Genomic DNA, 16799 nt, shown 5'->3' with positions numbered 1-16799 from the left:
TGCGGGACCGGGGACGGCACCCGCGCGCCAGGATTTAATGTACCGATCGGTAAAGTAAAGGGGGACGCCGACCCGCGTCCCCCGTCTTCCCCACAGGCGCGCCCCTCAGGCGGCGTCAGGCCGCCAGCAGGCCGCGGAGCTGGCGCACCGCCACCGCCAGCATGGCGAGGTCCACGCTGGCCGAGGTGTGCAGTTCCTGCAACAGCCCGTGCAGCCGTTCCATCGGGCCGGGGCAGGTGGCGGCGAAGGCGTCCATCAGGGCGTCGCGGCCGCCGCCGTCGCCGCCGCCGGCCAGCACGCGGGCCGCCAGCCGGGCCTGCAACGACCAGAGGTCGTCCACGATGGCGGCCACGGCCTGACGCTGCCAGTGGTTGGCGGCGACGATCCCGGCGGCGCGGTCGCGCAGCCAGTCGAAGCCCAGCCGTTCGCCCAGGGCGAAGTAGACGGCCGCCACCTCGCGCACCACCGGCCGGCCGCTCTCCGCCGCGATCTGCGCGATGTCCGGCGCGCTGGCCAGCACCGGCAGGGCCGCGATGCGCGCGGCCAGGGCGGCCGGCACGCCCTCGGCCGCCAGCGCCGCCTGCCGCTTCGCCAGATCGTCGCCCCCCAGCACCTCGGCCAGACACCCGGCCAGGTCCTCCACCACCGGGGCCAGCCGCTCCACCTCGGCGCGGATGTCCAGCGGATGGTGGCCGTTCAGCAGCAGCCAGGGCACGGCCCGGCGCATCAGCCGGTGCGTCTCCAGCACCATGGCCGTCTGCACCTGGGCCGGGACGCGGGTGTCCAGCGCCTCGATCCCCTCCCAGGCGGCGCGCAGGGCGAAGGCGTCGCGCACGGCGATGTAGGCCCGGGCCACGTCGCCCTCGCGCTGGCCGGTCTGCTCCGTCATCTCCCAGACGAAGGACGGGCCGACGCGGTTGACCATGGCGTTGGTCGCCACGGTGCAGATGATCTCCCGCCGCAGCCGGTGGCGCTCGATGGCGTCGGGGAAGCGGTCGCGCAGGGCGCTGGGGAAATAGCGCTCCAGGTCGCGGACCATGCGCGGATCGTCCGGCAGCTCGGACGCCAGCAGCTTGTCGTACAGGTCGATCTTGGCATAGGCCAGCAGCACGGCCAGTTCCGGCCGGGTCAGCCCCAGCCTGCGCTGGGCACGGGCCGCCACCTCGTCGTCGTCGGGCAGGAACTCGATGGCCCGGTGCAGCCGCCCGGCCTTCTCCAGATGGCGGGCGAAGCGGGCATGGTCCTCCAGCGTCTCCGCCGCCCGGGCCTGGGCCACGGTCAGCGCCTGGGTCTGCTTGTAGTTGTCGTCCAGCACCAGCCGCGCCACCTCGTCCGTCATGCCGGACAGCAGCGTGTCGCGCTCCGGGAGGTCCATGCCGGTGCGGTCGATCACGTCGCGCAGCAGGATCTTGATGTTCACCTCATGGTCGGAGGTGTCCACGCCGGCGGAATTGTCGATGGCGTCGGTGTTGATCCGCACGCCGGCCAGCGCCGCCTCGATGCGGCCGCGCTGGGTGACGCCCAGGTTCGCCCCCTCGCCCACCACCTTGGCGCGCAGCTCGCGGGCGCTGACGCGCAGGGCGTCGTTCGCCTTGTCGCCGACATCGGCGTTCGTCTCGTCGGCGGACTTCACATAGGTGCCGATGCCGCCGAACCAGAGCAGGTCCACCGGCGCGCGCAGCATCGCCTGCATCAGCTCCGCCGGGGTCAGCCGGTCCACGGTCAGGCCCAGCAGCGCCTTGATCTGCGGCGTCAGCCCGATGGACTTGGCGCTGCGCTCGAAGACGCCGCCGCCCTCGCTGATGAGGGAGCGGTCGTAGTCGGCCCAGCTCGACCGCGGCAGTTCGAACAGGCGCCGGCGCTCCTCCCAGCCCCGCGCCGCGTCGGGATCGGGGTCCAGGAAGATGTGCCGGTGGTCGAAGGCGCCGACCAGCCGGATGTGGCGCGACAGCAGCATGCCGTTGCCGAACACGTCGCCCGACATGTCGCCCACGCCCATGACGGTGAAGTCCTCCGCCTGGGTGTCCGTCCCCAGTTCGCGGAAGTGGCGCTTCACGCTTTCCCAGGCGCCGCGGGCGGTGATGCCCATCTTCTTGTGGTCGTAGCCGGCGGAGCCGCCGCTGGCGAAGGCATCGTCCAGCCAGAAGCCGTAGTCGCGGCTGACGGCGTTGGCGATGTCGGAGAAGGTGGCCGTGCCCTTGTCGGCGGCGACCACCAGATAGGGGTCGTCACCGTCCAGCCGGACCACGTCCACCGGCGGCACCACCTCCCCCGCCACCAGATTGTCGGTGAGGTCCAGCAGGCCGCGCATCATGGTCCGGTAGCACTCGACCACCTCGGCCATCAGGGCCTCGCGGCCGGCCGCGGCGGGCGGCGGATTCTTGACGACGAAGCCGCCCTTGGAGCCGACCGGCACGATCACCGCGTTCTTGACCATCTGGGCCTTCAGCAGGCCCAGGATCTCGGTGCGGAAATCCTCCTTGCGGTCGGACCAGCGGATGCCGCCGCGGGCGACCTTGCCGCCGCGCAGGTGGATCGCCTCCGTCCGCGGGCTGTAGACCCAGATCTCCACCCAGGGCCGCGGCAGCGGCAGGTCGTCGATCGACCGGCTGTCCAGCTTGAAGGAGATGTAGGATTTCGGCTGCCCGTCCGGCCCCTTCTGGAAGAAGTTGGTGCGCAGGGTGGCGCGGATCAGGTTCAGCAGCCGGCGCAGGATGCGGTCCTGGTCCAGGTTCGTCACCCGGTCCAGGGCATGGTCGATCTCCAGGATCAGGCCCATGCGCCGGCTGTCCACCTCGGCCACGCCGACCGTGGCGCGCAAGGCCGGATCGTGGGTGGTGCGGAACAGGTCGAACAGCCGGCGGGTGATGTCGGCGTGCGCCGCCAGCGTCTCTTCGATGTATTCCTGGGTGAAGTCGAAGCGGGCCTGCTTCAGGTACTTCACATAGCCGCGGAAGACCGCCACCTCGCGCCAGGTCAGCCCGGCGCCCAGCACCAGCCGGTTCAGCCCGTCGGACTGGGCCTCGCCGGTCCAGGCATGCAGGAAGGCATCCTCGAAGGCGGTCTTCGTCTTCTCCAGATCGACGGCGCGGCCGTCGGCCGTGCGCATCTGGAAGTCCTGGATCACCAGCGGGCGGGCAGGGGCGCCCTCCGGCCGGTCGGCGGGGGCCAGTTCGAACGGACCGCCCTCGGCCAGGATGCGCAGGCCCAGATCCTCCAGCACCGGCAGGATGCGCGACAGCTCCACCGGCGTGTCGCGCTGGTAGACCTTGAAGCACAGCTCGTCCGGCTCCGCCGCCACCGGACGGTAGAGGTTGAGGGCGACGGGATCGCCGGCCATCACCTGCTCGAACCGGTCGATGTCGGCCACCGCCTCGGCGGCGCTGTAGGTTTCGCGGTAGCTGGCGGGCAGGACCGGGGCGTAGCGGCGGCAGAGCTGGATGCCGACGGCCTCCCCCTTCGCCTCCACCAGGGCGTGCTGCAAGCGGTCCTGCCAGCCGCGCGCCGCCTCGATGAGCTGGCGCTCCAGCTCCGCCGGGTCCACCTCGGGCACCTGCCCGGGCGTGGTGCTGACGATGAAATGGACCCGCGCCAGCACGCTTTCCGCCAGGGTCACGTTGACCTTGGTCGCACTGCCGCCATAGGCGCGCTCGATCAGCGCCTGCATGCGCCGGCGCAGGTCGGTGTCGTAGCGGTCGCGCGGAACGTAGACGAGGCAGGAGACGAAGCGGCCGAACGGGTCCTTGCGCACGAACAGGGCGACGCGCTGGCGTTCCTGGAGATGCAGGACGCCCAGCGCGATCTCGTACAGCTCGTCCTCGCCGATCTGGAACAGCTCGTCGCGGGGGAAGGTCTCCAGGATGTGGACCAGCGCCTTGCCGTCATGGCCGCGCGGATCGAAGCCGGAGCGTTCGACCGTGCGGGCCACCTTCTGGCGCAGGAAGGGGATGTCGCGGGCGGAGCGGTTGTAGGCGGTGCTGGTCAGCAGACCGCAGAAGAGGCGCTCCCCCACCTCCTTCCCTTCGGCGTCGAACAGCTTGACCATCACGGCGTCGAGCGGGGTCGAGCGGTGGACCGTGGAGAGCCGGTTCGACTTGCTGACCATCAGCAGGCGCGGCTGCCGCACGAAGGCCCGGACCTCCGGCGGTAGATGGGAGAAGTTGCGCAGCCCGTCGAACACGGAGATGTCGTCGTCGCGCAGGATGCCGAGCCCGGCGCCGCGCTGCACGTCCAGCGTCTGCTCGCCGCCGTCCTCGCCGAAGCGGTATTCGCGCGCGCCCAGGAAGATGAAGTGGTCCTCCTCCATCCAGCGCAGGAAGGACAGGCCCTCGCGCACCTCGTCCGCCGGCAGGGGCGGCGGGTTCGCCTGCGCCTCGGCCAGGGTATCGCGCACCCGCGCGCGCATCGCCGCCCAGTCGGCCACGGCGGCGCGCACGTCGGCCAGCACGCGGGCGATGCCGTCGCGCAACGTCTCCAGAAGCTCGGGACCGGACTGCTGGTCCACCTCGATATGCATGTAGCTCTCGGCCACCGCGTCGGTCGGGGCGGCGTGCGGCTCGTACAGCTCCAGCAGGCGGCCGTCGGCATCGCGCCCGACCCGGACCACCGGATGGATGACCAGATGCACGGCAAGACCGTGCCGGTTCAGCTCGGCGGAGACACTGTCCACCAGGAACGGCATGTCGTCGTTGACGATCTCCACCACCGTATGGGCGGTGTGCCAGCCGTCGGCGTCCACCCGCGGGTTCAGCACCCGCACCAGGGCCTCGCCCGGGCGGCGGCGCGCGCCGAACTGCCAGATCGCCAGCGCGGCCCCGTACAGTTCGTCGGCGCTGCTGCGCAGGATGTCGTCCGGCGGCACGTTCGCATAGAACTGCCGGACGAAGCGCTCGGCGGTGGCGGCCTTCTCCCGCGCCAGCCGGTCGCGCACCCGCCCCACCACCTGTTCCGTCAGCTCCACCTTGCGCTGCTCCAGTCTGAGCGCCATGGCATCACTCCCTTGTCAGGCCCGCATTCTTGGCCGGCGGACCTTGATGTAAGCTGTGACCACCATTACAGGAATCGGCGCGGCCGCGTAGTATCCTGTGGGCGGGGTCGGTACGAACGCAACGGACATGCCGGCGGCGGCGGCCGGGGGTTGCGGCATTTCCGCCCGGTCCCGCCGGCGATAATTTTCCGTCCCTCCCGACGGCCGGTCCGGCTCCGCGGCGTCACCGCCGGCCGCGACGCGGGCGGAAGACGCGGACGGAAGCCCCGGACGGGGAGGCCCTCCTGGAGAGGGTTGGCCGCGGCGGGGGCGCGCTCCCATATGGCGCTCACCCCGTCCCCGTCCGGCCGAGGCCTGCCGCCCGTGACCAGCCTGTCCCTGAGCCCCGCCGCCGACCGCGGCCACCCCCCCGCGCCGCGCGCCGTCGCCGTCTGGCTGCTGGTCTGCGCCGGCATGGTCTTCGCCATGGCGATCATCGGCGCCATCACCCGGCTGACCGAGAGCGGGCTGTCCATCACCGAATGGAAGCCCGTGACCGGCGCCCTGCCGCCCCTGAGCGAGGCACAGTGGCTGGCCGAGTTCGAGAAGTACCGCCAGATCCCCGAATACCAGCTTCTGAAGCGCGGCATGTCGCTGGAGGAGTTCAAGGGCATCTATTTCTGGGAGTGGCTGCACCGCCTCTGGGGCCGGCTGATCGGGGTCGTCTTCCTGCTGCCGCTCGTCTGGTTCTGGGTCCGCGGACAGGTGTCGCGGGCGCTGGTGCCGACGCTGGTCGGCCTGTTCCTGCTGGGCGGGCTGCAAGGCTTCATCGGCTGGTTCATGGTGCAGTCCGGCCTGACGGAACGCACCGACGTGAGCCACTACCGGCTGGCGCTGCATCTGGGCATGGCCTTCCTGATCTATGCCGCGCTGCTGAAGGTGGCGCTGGGCCTGCTGGACCCGGCGCCGACGCCGCAGCCGGCCGCACGGCGGCTGCGGCCGCACGCCTGGGCGGCGCTGGCGCTGCTGGGCGTCACCGTCGTCTGGGGTGCCTTCGTCGCCGGCATCAATGCCGGCTTGGCCTACAACACCTGGCCGCTGATGGGCGGCACCCTGGCCCCGGCGGAGATGTGGACCCTGACGCCGGCCTGGCTGAACCTGCTGGAGAACACGGCCGCCGTGCAGTTCGTCCACCGCTGGGTGGCCGTGGTCACGGCGCTGGTCGTGCTGGCCCTGGCGTGGCGGGCATGGCGGACGGGAGGCGGAACGCGGCTGCGCGGCGTCGCCGCCGGGCTGGCCGCGGCCACCGTGGCGCAGGTCGGGCTGGGCATCGCCACGCTGCTGAGCGTCGTCTGGATTCCCCTGGCGACGGCGCACCAGGGGGGTGCCCTGGTGCTGACGGGGCTGCTGGTCTGGACCCTGCACCTGCTGCGGCCCCAACCAGAGATGCCCCGGCCGGACACGTCCCTGCCGGAGATGCCGGCGCCCCGCTGAGCGCCGGCCCCCTGCGGGTCCGCTACCACCACGCCTCGATCTGGGCGCCGAAGGTGATGTCGTGCGTGTCGCCGTCGCCGGCGCCGACCAGCCCCGCGTCCCGCGCCGCCCGGTTCCAGTCGGCGTAGGTGACGAACAGGCGGAGCTGCGGCCGGTCGAAGAACTCGCCCCCCGCCGTCAGCATGGGGGCGAGGGTGACCTTGGTCAGGGTCTGGGTGCTGCCGATCTCCGGCATCACCCGGTCGTGGCCGATCTCCAGCGCCACGGCCACGTTCTCGTTGTAGTGCCAGGTCGGGCGGCCGCCGATGCTGAACCAGTCGCGCCGGCTCTCCTCCGCGGCCCCGGCCTGATGCTCGTAGAGCACCACCGCCTGGGCCGAGAAGGCGCCCAGCCGGGACAGGTTGAACTGGTCGATCACCCGGTACGTCTTCACGCCGGCCCCCAGCGTGTCGTCGGGGATGTTGGAGAGCGTGGCGCCCGCCCCCTGGCCGTACTGCAAGGTCAGGGCGTTGCTGCCGCCCAGGACGCCCGTCTGGTTGTGCTGCACGTTGAGGAAGAAGCCGCCCTTGCCGTCGAAGCCGTCGCGGCTTTCCTCCGAGACGCGGACATCGCCGCCGACCATCAGCGTGCCGCCGGGATTGACCTTGATGTCGGTCAGCCGCAGGTCGTGGCGGCTGACGGCCCGGTCCACCACCTGGATGCGGGCGTCGGTGATGGTGCGGATGCTGCCCAGGCTGTCGCGGATGTCGAAGCTGTCGAAATCGTCCTCGGAATTGCGGAACCAGGCATAGGAGAGCTTGCCCCAGCCGAGGTCGATGTCCTCCACCCCCGCCCCCATGCCGGTGGCGTCCCAGTAGTAGAAGTCGATGATGTGGACATCGTTGCGCTTGTAGAAGCGCTTGCCGCCCCAGAAGATGGCGTTCTCCCAGGCGCCGCCGAAAAGGTTCTGCGCCCCCACCCAGGCCTGCCGGAAGGCCGGATCGGTCGTCTCGAAGTCGCCCTCGCCCTCGACTACATAGGCGAGCAGGGTGGTCAGGCTGAAGCGGGCGCCGCTCTTGCTCTCCTTCACCAGCGCATCGAACTGGAGTTCGCTGTAGACCTCGCACTCGTTGCCCAGGCGGTACTTCGAGCGCGCAGCAGGCAACTGGAAACAGACCTGGTCGCCGCCCTCGGCATTGCCGCCCAGGCCGGCGCGCAGATAGCCGGAGAAGTCCAGCGCGTAGTCGTCGAACAGGCCGGGCAGGCCCTTGTCCCGGCTCATGAACCCGGCGGCCGAGGGCTTCGAGGGCCGCTGCTGCACCATCGGGCCGTTGGCGCGGTCCGGCGGCACGGCGGGGCCGGCGACCGGCCCGGCGCGGCTGGACACCTCGTCCAGGATGCGCCGGCGATAGAGCGTGTAGTCCTCGGCCGTGATGAGGTTGCGTTCGCGCAGCCCCTGGAGATAGGCGAGGCGTTTCTGGAGATCGTCCTGGGCGGCGGCGTCCGTCGCGGCGCCGGCGGCCTGGGCCTGCGCTTCCCCGGGCCCGGCGACCTGGACACCGAGGCACAGCGCGAGCGTGAACGCCGCCGCCGGCAGGCCCCGGGGACGGCGCGCGGCCCTGGCGGTTTCGTCTGGCGTCATGGTTCCCCCCTGTCGTTCTTTGCACCCGTCGGGTCTGGCGCCCGTCGGTTCCCGTGCCGATGCAGGCGCAACGACGGACAGGTGGAAGTTGATCCCGGCGGCCAACCCCGGCGGCCAACCCCGGCGGCCAGCCCCGGCGGGACAGGCGGATGTCGCTCCCGGCGGCCGGGCCCGCCGGGAGCGGGACGACGCCGCTATTCGGCTGCGCGGGCGACCGGCTGCACCGCCGTCCGGTGCGCCGTCAGCACCAGCCGTTCCGCCCGCCGGCGGTCGGGCAGCGCCTCGAACCGGCCGCAGACATGGCCCAGCCGCTCCGCCGCCCGCTCCAGCACGTCGAGCGTGGCGATGCGGCCGGGACCGACCGCCGCGCGCACCGGCGCCCCGAAATCGACCGGCGTCCCCAGCACGATGTCGATCCGGTAGAAGGAGCCGTCGCAGCCGACGACGATGTGCACCGGACCCGTGCAGGTCGGGCCGGCCATGTGGATGAGCAGGTCCTGCACCACCTCGAACAGCAGGATGCGCCGCCCCTCCTCCGTCACCTCGTCCACGCCGTGGCTCTCCACCCTGGTGTCCATGCCGTAGACGAGGCGCATGTGCGTCGCCAAGAGGCGCAGGGATTCCATCAGCCCGCCCTCGGAGCGCAGCAGGGCGCGGTCGTCCACCTGCACGTCCTCCGGCGTGGCCGAGCGGTCGATCTCCGCATCCTCCCGCGCCACGTCGCGCCACCAGAGCGGCACCAGGGCCAGCCCGACGGCGACGAAGGCCCAGCTCCAGTACGGGTTGGCGTCGGGCGCCTGGACCAGCAGCCGGCCGGTGCCCAGCAGCAGGAAGAACAGCGACGCCGCCGTCACCAGCAGCGACTGGGCGCGCAGGCGCAGGGCCTGCAACGGCGCCCCCGGCCGGTCGCCGGCCAGGGCCGCCGTCCTGCCCCACCAGCCGTAGGGCTGCACCCGCTCATAGAAGGCCAGCAGGGTCTTGCGGTCGGTCGGCGGGGTGACGAAGGTGATGGCGACGGCGGCCCCGGTGGTCGCCACCGCCATGATCAGCAGCCGCACCCATTCGTCGGCCGGATCAGTGCCCATGCTGAAGAGCAGGATCGGCGCGACGATCAGCGATGCCGCCATGGCCGCCAGCTCCGACCACAGATTGATCCGCTCCCACAGCCAGCGCATCACCAGCACCGAGCCCATGCCGGCGCCGAACAGCAGGGAGATGAACCACGCCGTCTGGATCGAGCCCAGATTGGCCATGATGACCAGGGCGAAGGTCAGGATCAGCAGGTTGGACAGGCGCGCGACCACCACCAGCTCGCGCCCCGTCGGCTCGCGCCGCCGCCAGTGCCGGCAGATCAGCCGGTCGTAGATGTCGTTGCTCCAGTAGCCCGCCCCCCAGTTCAGATGCGTGTCCACGGTGGAGGCGAGCGCCGCCAGCAGGCCGGTCAGCATCAGCCCGCGCACGCCCGGCGGCAGCAGCTCGTTCACCCCGGTGACGAACAGGATTTCCCGCTGCGCGGTGAAGCCGTCGCCCGCCGCCTCCTGCGGGGTGAAGGGGTAGACGATCAGCAGCCCGACCGCGATCACCAGCCAGAACAGGCTGCGTGCGAAGATCTGGGTCCAGGTGAACAGCACGCCGGCGATACGCGCATCCTTGTCGGTGCGGCAGGCCATGGAGCGCTGGGCGAGATAGCCCGTGCCGTCCGAGTTCATCTGGAAGAACCATTGCAGGCTGATGATGACGAGGAAGGGCATGATGATGTCCGCCGCCCCGACCGGGCCGAAGGACAGCATCTCGTTCGCCTTCTCCTCGCCGTAGAGCTGCACCACGCGGTCGCTCAGCGCCCCGAAGCCGCCGACATGGTCCAGCACGATCCAGGCGTAGACGGCCGTCCCCACCAGCGCGAGGACAAGCTGCACCACGTCGGTGTTGATGACGCTGCGCAGGCCGCCGGTGGTGGAATAGGTCGCGGTGAAGGCCAGCGTCAGCAGGATGGAGATCAGGTTGTTGGTGGTGGCGACCTCCGGCGGCAGGCCGGTGACGCTCTCCCCCAGTTGCAGGCCGATGGCCTGGACGAAACCGACGATGGGGTCGTAGATCCCGCCGGGCAGCCAGTCGTGCCAGGGCAGGAACACCTCGGCGATGCGGATGGCCGCCACCAGCACCATGGCCAGCACGATGCAGTTGATGACCGTGCCGTAGTAGAAGGCCTTGAGCACGCGCAGCGGCAGCACGCCGCGGCCGCTGTAGCGCGTCTCCGTCAGCTCGGCGTCCGTCAGCACGCCGCCGCGCCGCCAGGCGCTGGAGAAGACGTAGGCCATCAGCAGGAAGGCCAGGGCGTAGACCCAGAGCCGCCAGAGCGCGAAGACGCCGGCGGTGGCGATCAGGCCCGTGACCAGCAGCGGCGTGTCGGCCGCGAACTGCGTCGCCGCCATGGACATGCCGGACTTCCAGCCCGGAATGGTCTTTCCGGCCAGGAAGTATTCCTGGAGGTTCTGTGAGGCGGCATGGCGTGCGCGCAGACCGGAACCGATCGCGTACACGACGAACGCCAGGACGATGAGCAGGTCGATCATGCTGGAATGGCCCTCCCAAGCCGTTCCGCCGGCCCGGTTCTTTCGTTCGGCCGGCCTTGTCGGACGGGGGCAACCGGCGCTGGCGGCTTCTATTCCGGCCGGCGCACCCGCCCTGCACCGATTGCGCCCCGGCTACCCCTTCCGGGCGGGACGGGCCGCAGCGGCGACCGGGAGGGGAGCGGCACGCTTGACGGGCCGTGTGCGGCGCGACGAAACTGCCCCCACAGAAGAAAGCCGGCAGGCCACACCGCCGGCGACGGGCCGCGGGGAGCGCGAAGCAGAATGACGTCTTGGTTTGTCCGGGGGCTGGCCGCGGCCTCCGTCCTGGTGCTTGCCGCCTGCGGCGAGCAGTCCGACGGGCAGGGCGCCGACCGGCCCGTGCCGGACCCCCTGCGGATCGCCACGGAAGGCGCCTATCCGCCCTACAACATGACGGACGCGGCCGGGAACCTGACCGGCTTCGACGTGGACGTGGCCCGCGAGGTCTGCGCCCGGATCAAGGTGGAGTGCCGCATCGTCGCCCAGAACTGGGACGGCATCATCCCCGGCCTCCAGACCGGCAAGTACGACGCCATCGCCGCCGGCATGTCGATCACCGAGGAACGCGAGCGGGTCGTTGCCTTCACCCAGGGCTACGCCACCACGCCCGCCTACTTCGTCGCCCTGAACGACAGCCCGTTGCAGGACACCGACACCGGGCTGGAGCGGGTCAACCTGACCGACCTGGACGAGGCCGAGAAGGCGGCGCTGGCGACGCTGCGGGAGCGGCTGAAGGGCCGGACGGTGGGCGTGCAGAGCGCCACCATCCACGCCAACTTCCTGGACCAGTACCTGGCCGACACGGTCAGCGTGCGCCGCTACGACACCCAGGAGAACCTGTCGATGGACCTTGCCGCCGGGCGCATCGACGCCGGGCTGGCCGACGCCTCGGCCTGGGAGGCGTTCCTGGACAGCCCGGAAGGGCGCAACGCCAGCTTCTTCGGCCCCGGCTTCGATGGCGGGCTGTTCGGCCGCGGCATGGGCATCGCCATCCGCCAGAACGAACCCGCCCTGCTGGACGCGCTGAACGGGGCGCTGGCTTCGATGCAGCAGGACGGCACGCTCAAGCGCCTGTCGGAGCAGTGGTTCGGCTTCGACGCCTCGATGCCGGCCGGGACGCGCTGAGGCTCCTGCCACGGCTTGACGGGGTGGGGGCGGACCCCGAAACTCCGCCCGCACGCACCCCCTCCGGTCGGAGGGGGAGTAATCGGAGGACATGGGGATGTTGGGTCGGCGGACGCTGGGGATGATGGCCGTGTTGCTGCTCGCGGCCTGCGGGGACGGCGGGCAGGACGGCGCCCAGGCGCCGCAGGCGGCCGGCACGCCCATCCGCGTCGCCACGGAGAGCGCCTATCCGCCCTTCGTCTCCGTCGATACGACCGGCACCCTGGTCGGCTTCGACATGGACGTGGTGCGGGAGATCTGCCGGCGGCTGGACCAGCGCTGCGACATCATCCCCCAGAGCTGGGACGGCATCATCCCGGGGCTGCTGGCCGACCGCTACGACGCCATCACCGGCGGCATGACGGTCACCGGCGAGCGCCGGCGCGTCGTCGCCTTCACCCGCCCCTATGTCAGCACGCCCCTGCGCTTCTTCGCCCCCGCCGGGCGCGTGCCCGAGGGGCTGGAGGGCGGCCCCGCCCTGATCACCCTGGACACGCTGGACGCGGAGGAGCAGGCGGCGCTGGACCGCATCGCCAAGGCCCTGGCCGGCCGTTCGGTCGGGGTGCAGAGCGGCACCACGGCGGCCGAGTTCGCCGACACGCGGCTTGCCCCCGGCGCCACCGTCCGGCGCTACGACACGCATGAGAACCTGGTGCTGGATCTGGCCACCGGGCGACTGGATGTCGGGCTGGCCGACTCCGTCGTGGTGGAGCCCTACCTCGCCAGCGAGGAGGGCAAGGACACCACCGTCGCCGGTCCTGCCATCGAGGGCGGCCCGGTGGGCGAGGGCATCGGCATCGCCGTGCGCCAGGGCGACGTGGAGCTGCGCCAGCAGCTTGACGGCGCGCTGGCCGCCATGCAGGCCGACGGCACGCTGCGCGCCCTGGCGGTGAAGTGGTTCGGGGCCGACGTCTCCGCCCCGCCGCCCGCCGCGGCCCCGCCCGACGCGCCCGACGCGCCCGCCAGCGCGGCGCACTGAGGCCGGCGATGCTCGAGCTTCTGAGGTTCGGCGCCGGAGGCTGGGGCGACGAGATCCTGGGCGGCGCCGGCGTCACCGTCGCGGTGGCGGTGCTGTCCTTCGCCGGCGGGCTGGTCCTGGGCTCGCTGGCCGCCGCCGCCCGGCTGGGTGGCAATGCCGTGCTGCGCGGGCTGGCGGAGGTCTATACCACCGTGATCCGCGGCGTCCCGGCGCTGCTGGTGATCTGGCTGCTGTTCTTCGGCGGCAGCGGTTTCGTGAGCTGGGTGGCCGGGGTGTTCGGTTATGGCGGGCGGATCGAGCTGTCGGCCTTCGCCGTCGGCGTGGCCGCCGTCGCCACCGTCTCCGGCGCCTATGCGGCGGAGGTGATCCGCGGCGCCGTGCAGGCGGTGCCGTCGGGCCAGATCGAGGCGGCCCGCGCCCTGGGCATGCACCGCCGCCTGATCCTGCGCCGGATCGTCGTGCCGCAGGCCCTGCGCTACGCCCTGCCGGGGTTGGGCAATGTCTGGCAGATGACCCTGAAGGACACCGCCCTGGTCTCCGTCACCGCGCTGGCGGAGCTGATGCGCGTGTCCTATGTCGCCAGCGGCGCCACGCGGCAGCCCTTCCTCTTCTATCTGACGGCGGCGGCCATCTACATGGTCCTGACCACCGCCTCCAACGCCGCCTTCCAGTGGGCCGAGCGGCGGGCCGAGCGCGGCGTCCGCCGCGCCGTGCGTTAGGAGGACCGGCATGGACCCGCGCCTGATCCTGGAAAGCCTGCCGTCGCTGCTGTCCGGTGCCGTCGTGACGGTGGAGCTGGTGGCCCTGTCGCTGGTCCTGGGGCTGGTGCTGGCCGTGGGCATCGCCGCGCTGCGCCTGTCCAGCATCCGGGCCGTATCGGTCCTGGCGGGCGGCTACACCTTCCTGTTCCGTTCGACCCCGCTGCTGGTGCAGATCTTCCTGATCTACTACGGGCTGGGGCAGTTCGAGACGGTGCGGGAGAGCATCCTCTGGCCGTTCCTGCGCGAACCCTACTGGTGCGCCATCCTGGCGCTGACGCTGAACACCGCCGCCTATACCGGGGAGATCATCCGCGGCGGCATCCGTGCCGTGCCCTTCGGCCAGATCGAGGCGGCGCGGGCGGTCGGTATGCCGGGGCCGCTGCTGTTCCGCCGCATCGTGCTGCCGCAGGCGTTCCGGCAGGCGCTGCCCGCCTATGGCAACGAGATGATCCAGATGGTGCAGGCCAGCAGCCTCGCCTCCACCATCACCTTGATGGAGCTGACGGGCGCCGCGCGCGCCATCGCCTCGCGCACCTTCCAGCCGGTGGAGGTGTTCGTCATCGCCGGTGCCCTCTATCTGGCGATGAACTACGCCCTCACGCGCGTTATCCGCGCCGCGGAAGCCCGGCTGGCGCACGAACGCCGCTGATCCCTCACCCTTCACCCCTCCCGGAATCGTGCCGCGCTGCGGAACGCCCCGGTCGCCGCGCCCGTTGTCCCGGAACGACGGACCGGCGCGGGGGAGGAAGGGATGACGGCGTATTCCGCCAGGGCGGGGGACCGGCTGCCACAGGCGAGCGTGGCGGACACGGCGGCGGCGCTGGCCGATCTGCTGGGGCCGCCGATCGCCAAGGGCGTGATCCTGCGCCGGCCCCGCATGGTGGCGCTGGCCGAGCGGCTGGACCTGGACCGCCGCATGGTGCGGCGGATGCAGGCGCTGCGCCGGCGCTATGGCGAGGGGCCGCTGATGCTGCGGCTGCCGGGCCGGTCGCAGGCCCTGGTCTTCGCGCCGGAGGATGTCCGCCGCGTGCTGGACTGGACGCCCGACCCGTTCTCTCCCGACAGTTCGGAGAAGCACGCCGCCCTGGCGCATCTGGAACCGCGGGGCTCGCTGATTTCCCGCGGGCCGGCGCGGGACGTGCGCCGCCGCTTCAGCGACGCCGCCCTGGCCAGCGACCGCCGGGTGCATCCGCTGGCCGACCGCTTCGCCACCGTCGTCCGGCAGGAGGTGGACTCCCTGCTGCGCTGGGCCGACCGCGCCGGCAGCATGATCGGCTGGAGCGACTTCGTCGTCGCCTGGTCCGCCATCGTCCGCCGGGTCGTGCTGGGCGACGCGGCGCGTGAGGATCATGAGCTGACGGACATGCTGGTCCGGCTGCGCGCCGCCGCCAACTGGGCCTTCCTGCACCCCGGCCACCCGGCGCTGCGGGCCCGCTTCCACCGCCGGCTGGCGCAGCATCTGGCGCGGGCGGAGCCGGGCTCCCTGGCCGCCGCCGCGGCCGACCTGCCGGCAGCGCCGGGAACGGCGCCGACGGACCAGGTGACGCAGTGGCTGTTCGCCGCCGGCCCGGCCGGCATCGCCGGGTTCCGCGCCCTGGCGCTGCTGGCGACGCAACCGGGCGCGGCCGACCGCGCGGCGGCCGAGGCGGCCGGCGGCGGGCCGGAACTGCCCTTCCTGCGCGCCGCCTTTCTGGAAGGGCTGCGGCTGTGGCCGACGACGCCGCTGATCCTGCGCCAGACGACGCAGGAGACGCTGTGGCACGACGGCGCCATGCCGGCGGGCACCGGCATCGCCATCGTCGCCCCCTTCTTCCACCGCGACGACGAGACCCTGCCCTTCGCCGACCGCTTCCACCCGGCGCTGTGGCTGGACGGCGGGCGGGAGTCGCGCCTTCCTGCCGGCTGGCCGCTGCTGCCCTTCAGCGGCGGCCCCGGCAAATGCCCGGCGCGCCATCTGGTGCCGCTGCTGGCCAGCCTGACCCTGGCGGCGCTGCTGGAGCGCCACCGCTTCCACATGGGCGATCCGGGACGGCTGGACCCGGCCCGGCCGCTGCCTTCGGCCCTGGACCCGTTCTCGCTGGCCTTCGCGGTGCGCCCGGCGGCGTGAGGGCCGGGGTCGGACTCCTGGGGATCAGTGCCCGGAGTTCAGCGCCCGGGCTCAGCGCTGCGGCCGGTCGTTGGCCGGGGTCCGGGTGACGACCAGGGTCAACTGTTCGTTCAGGAGCTGGATCTGCTTGGTCGCGCGCGTCGGCAGCGGAATCCGGTTGTGGATGCAGAAGAAGATCAGGGCCGCGGCCAGATGCGTCTGCTCGATCCGGAAGACCTGGCGCGAACCGTCGGCGTCCAGCGCCAGATGCAGGGCGCAGCAGAGGTCCGGCAGGGATTCGTAGTGGCAGCGGATCACGGTGCCGGGCGGCAGCGGGTTGCCGGACCGCTTGTGGTATTCCACCAGGGCGCGGATCACCTCGTCCCCGGTGAAGATGATGTGGCGGATCTCGGTCGGCATCGCGCGATGATAGGGAGAGGGCCTATGATTGCGCAAGCGACAGGGAACGCACCGTTCCGGAGGGCGGACGGCAGCCCGGACGAGCGCGATCCCGCGGCGGGAGCGCGCCCGACATTGCCGGCCGGGCCAGCCGGCGCCAGGGCCGGCCGGCGCCGGGATCAGTCGGCGCCAGGGTCAGTCGGCGTCGGTGTCGTTGAAGGTGGTGCTGGCCATGTTGGCGCCGATCATGCCGAAGAAGCCGGCGCCCAGCGCGGCCCCGACCACGCCGCCGATGGTGGCGCTGCCGCCGTCGCCCGAGGCGCCGAAGATGATCGCGCCGACCACGCCGCCGAAGCCCGCGCCCAAGAGGCCGATGACGAAGCCCATCTCCATGCGCTTGCCGGCGGTCGGTTCCTTCAGCATCCCTGACTCCCTGGTCCGGCCCGCGGACGGGCCCCGAAACACGTTCGCCGCGGCAGGAGCGCCGCGTCGGGTCCGCTGGCCTGCGGCCGCCGTCCGGTCCCGGCAGGGCAGGACGTCATGGGCACGCGCGGCCGCCGGCTGCCGGAACGGGGCGGCCGGCACCCCATGGACCGGGGCGCCGCCGATCATGCCGGCAGCGGGACGCGCGCTGGATACAGGGATTCCACCCGCCGCGCAAGACCCCGGCGCGCCGCGGCCGGCGCGGTCGCGGGAGCGGCGTCCGGTCCCGGACCG

The 16799-nt window shown here is 72.1% G+C and carries 11 protein-coding genes; 6 read left to right on the top strand and 5 right to left on the bottom strand.

Features of this window, described 5'->3' with window-relative positions:
* Positions 1-115 precede the first annotated feature (115 nt).
* Entirely contained in the window at positions 116-4987 is a 4872-nt protein-coding gene (locus ACFQPS_RS05795; RefSeq protein ID WP_377357220.1) for an NAD-glutamate dehydrogenase, read from the bottom strand.
* Between the two features lie 363 nt (positions 4988-5350).
* Between ACFQPS_RS05795 and ACFQPS_RS05790 the strand changes: the two genes are divergently transcribed.
* On the top strand, positions 5351-6460 hold the full coding sequence (locus ACFQPS_RS05790) for a COX15/CtaA family protein (protein ID WP_377357219.1): 1110 nt from the start codon (positions 5351-5353) through the stop codon (positions 6458-6460).
* A 22-nt stretch (positions 6461-6482) separates the two neighbouring features.
* Here ACFQPS_RS05790 and ACFQPS_RS05785 read toward each other — a convergent pair whose 3' ends face one another.
* Both ACFQPS_RS05785 and ACFQPS_RS05780 read right to left on the bottom strand, forming a co-directional pair.
* Complete coding sequence (locus ACFQPS_RS05785) at positions 6483-8081, bottom strand: maltoporin (RefSeq protein ID WP_377357218.1); 1599 nt, start codon at positions 8079-8081, stop codon at positions 6483-6485.
* Between the two features lie 194 nt (positions 8082-8275).
* Entirely contained in the window at positions 8276-10654 is a 2379-nt protein-coding gene (locus tag ACFQPS_RS05780) for a sodium:solute symporter family protein (RefSeq protein ID WP_377357216.1), read from the bottom strand.
* Between the two features lie 282 nt (positions 10655-10936).
* Between ACFQPS_RS05780 and ACFQPS_RS05775 the strand changes: the two genes are divergently transcribed.
* The 5 genes from ACFQPS_RS05775 to ACFQPS_RS05755 all read left to right on the top strand — a co-directional run bounded on the left by ACFQPS_RS05775 (position 10937) and on the right by ACFQPS_RS05755 (position 15704).
* Positions 10937-11818 (top strand): transporter substrate-binding domain-containing protein, encoded by an 882-nt coding sequence (locus ACFQPS_RS05775; RefSeq protein WP_377357214.1) that lies wholly within the window; start codon positions 10937-10939, stop codon positions 11816-11818.
* A 121-nt stretch (positions 11819-11939) separates the two neighbouring features.
* Positions 11940-12836: a transporter substrate-binding domain-containing protein gene (locus tag ACFQPS_RS05770; RefSeq protein ID WP_377357213.1), complete on the top strand. Its 897-nt coding sequence runs from the start codon at positions 11940-11942 to the stop codon at positions 12834-12836.
* Positions 12837-12844: 8 nt separating this feature from the next.
* The gene (locus ACFQPS_RS05765; protein ID WP_377357211.1) at positions 12845-13555 is read left to right on the top strand and encodes an ABC transporter permease; all 711 of its coding nucleotides are present in this window, start codon (positions 12845-12847) and stop codon (positions 13553-13555) included.
* Between the two features lie 10 nt (positions 13556-13565).
* Positions 13566-14246 (top strand): ABC transporter permease, encoded by a 681-nt coding sequence (locus tag ACFQPS_RS05760; protein ID WP_377357210.1) that lies wholly within the window; start codon positions 13566-13568, stop codon positions 14244-14246.
* Positions 14247-14348: 102 nt separating this feature from the next.
* Entirely contained in the window at positions 14349-15704 is a 1356-nt protein-coding gene (locus tag ACFQPS_RS05755) for a cytochrome P450 (RefSeq protein ID WP_377357209.1), read from the top strand.
* Positions 15705-15755: 51 nt separating this feature from the next.
* Here the strand turns inward: ACFQPS_RS05755 and ACFQPS_RS05750 are convergent, their stop codons facing one another.
* The gene (locus ACFQPS_RS05750; RefSeq protein WP_377357207.1) at positions 15756-16103 is read right to left on the bottom strand and encodes a hypothetical protein; all 348 of its coding nucleotides are present in this window, start codon (positions 16101-16103) and stop codon (positions 15756-15758) included.
* Between the two features lie 174 nt (positions 16104-16277).
* The gene (locus tag ACFQPS_RS05745) at positions 16278-16505 is read right to left on the bottom strand and encodes a hypothetical protein (RefSeq protein ID WP_377357205.1); all 228 of its coding nucleotides are present in this window, start codon (positions 16503-16505) and stop codon (positions 16278-16280) included.
* Between the last annotated feature and the right edge of the window lie 294 nt (positions 16506-16799).

Source organism: Rhodocista pekingensis (assembly GCF_042665545.1).
GTDB classification, from domain to species: domain Bacteria; phylum Pseudomonadota; class Alphaproteobacteria; order Azospirillales; family Azospirillaceae; genus Rhodocista; species Rhodocista pekingensis.
Note: the sequence above shows the minus strand (reverse complement) of the source record. Positions and strands in the feature narration are given on the sequence as shown.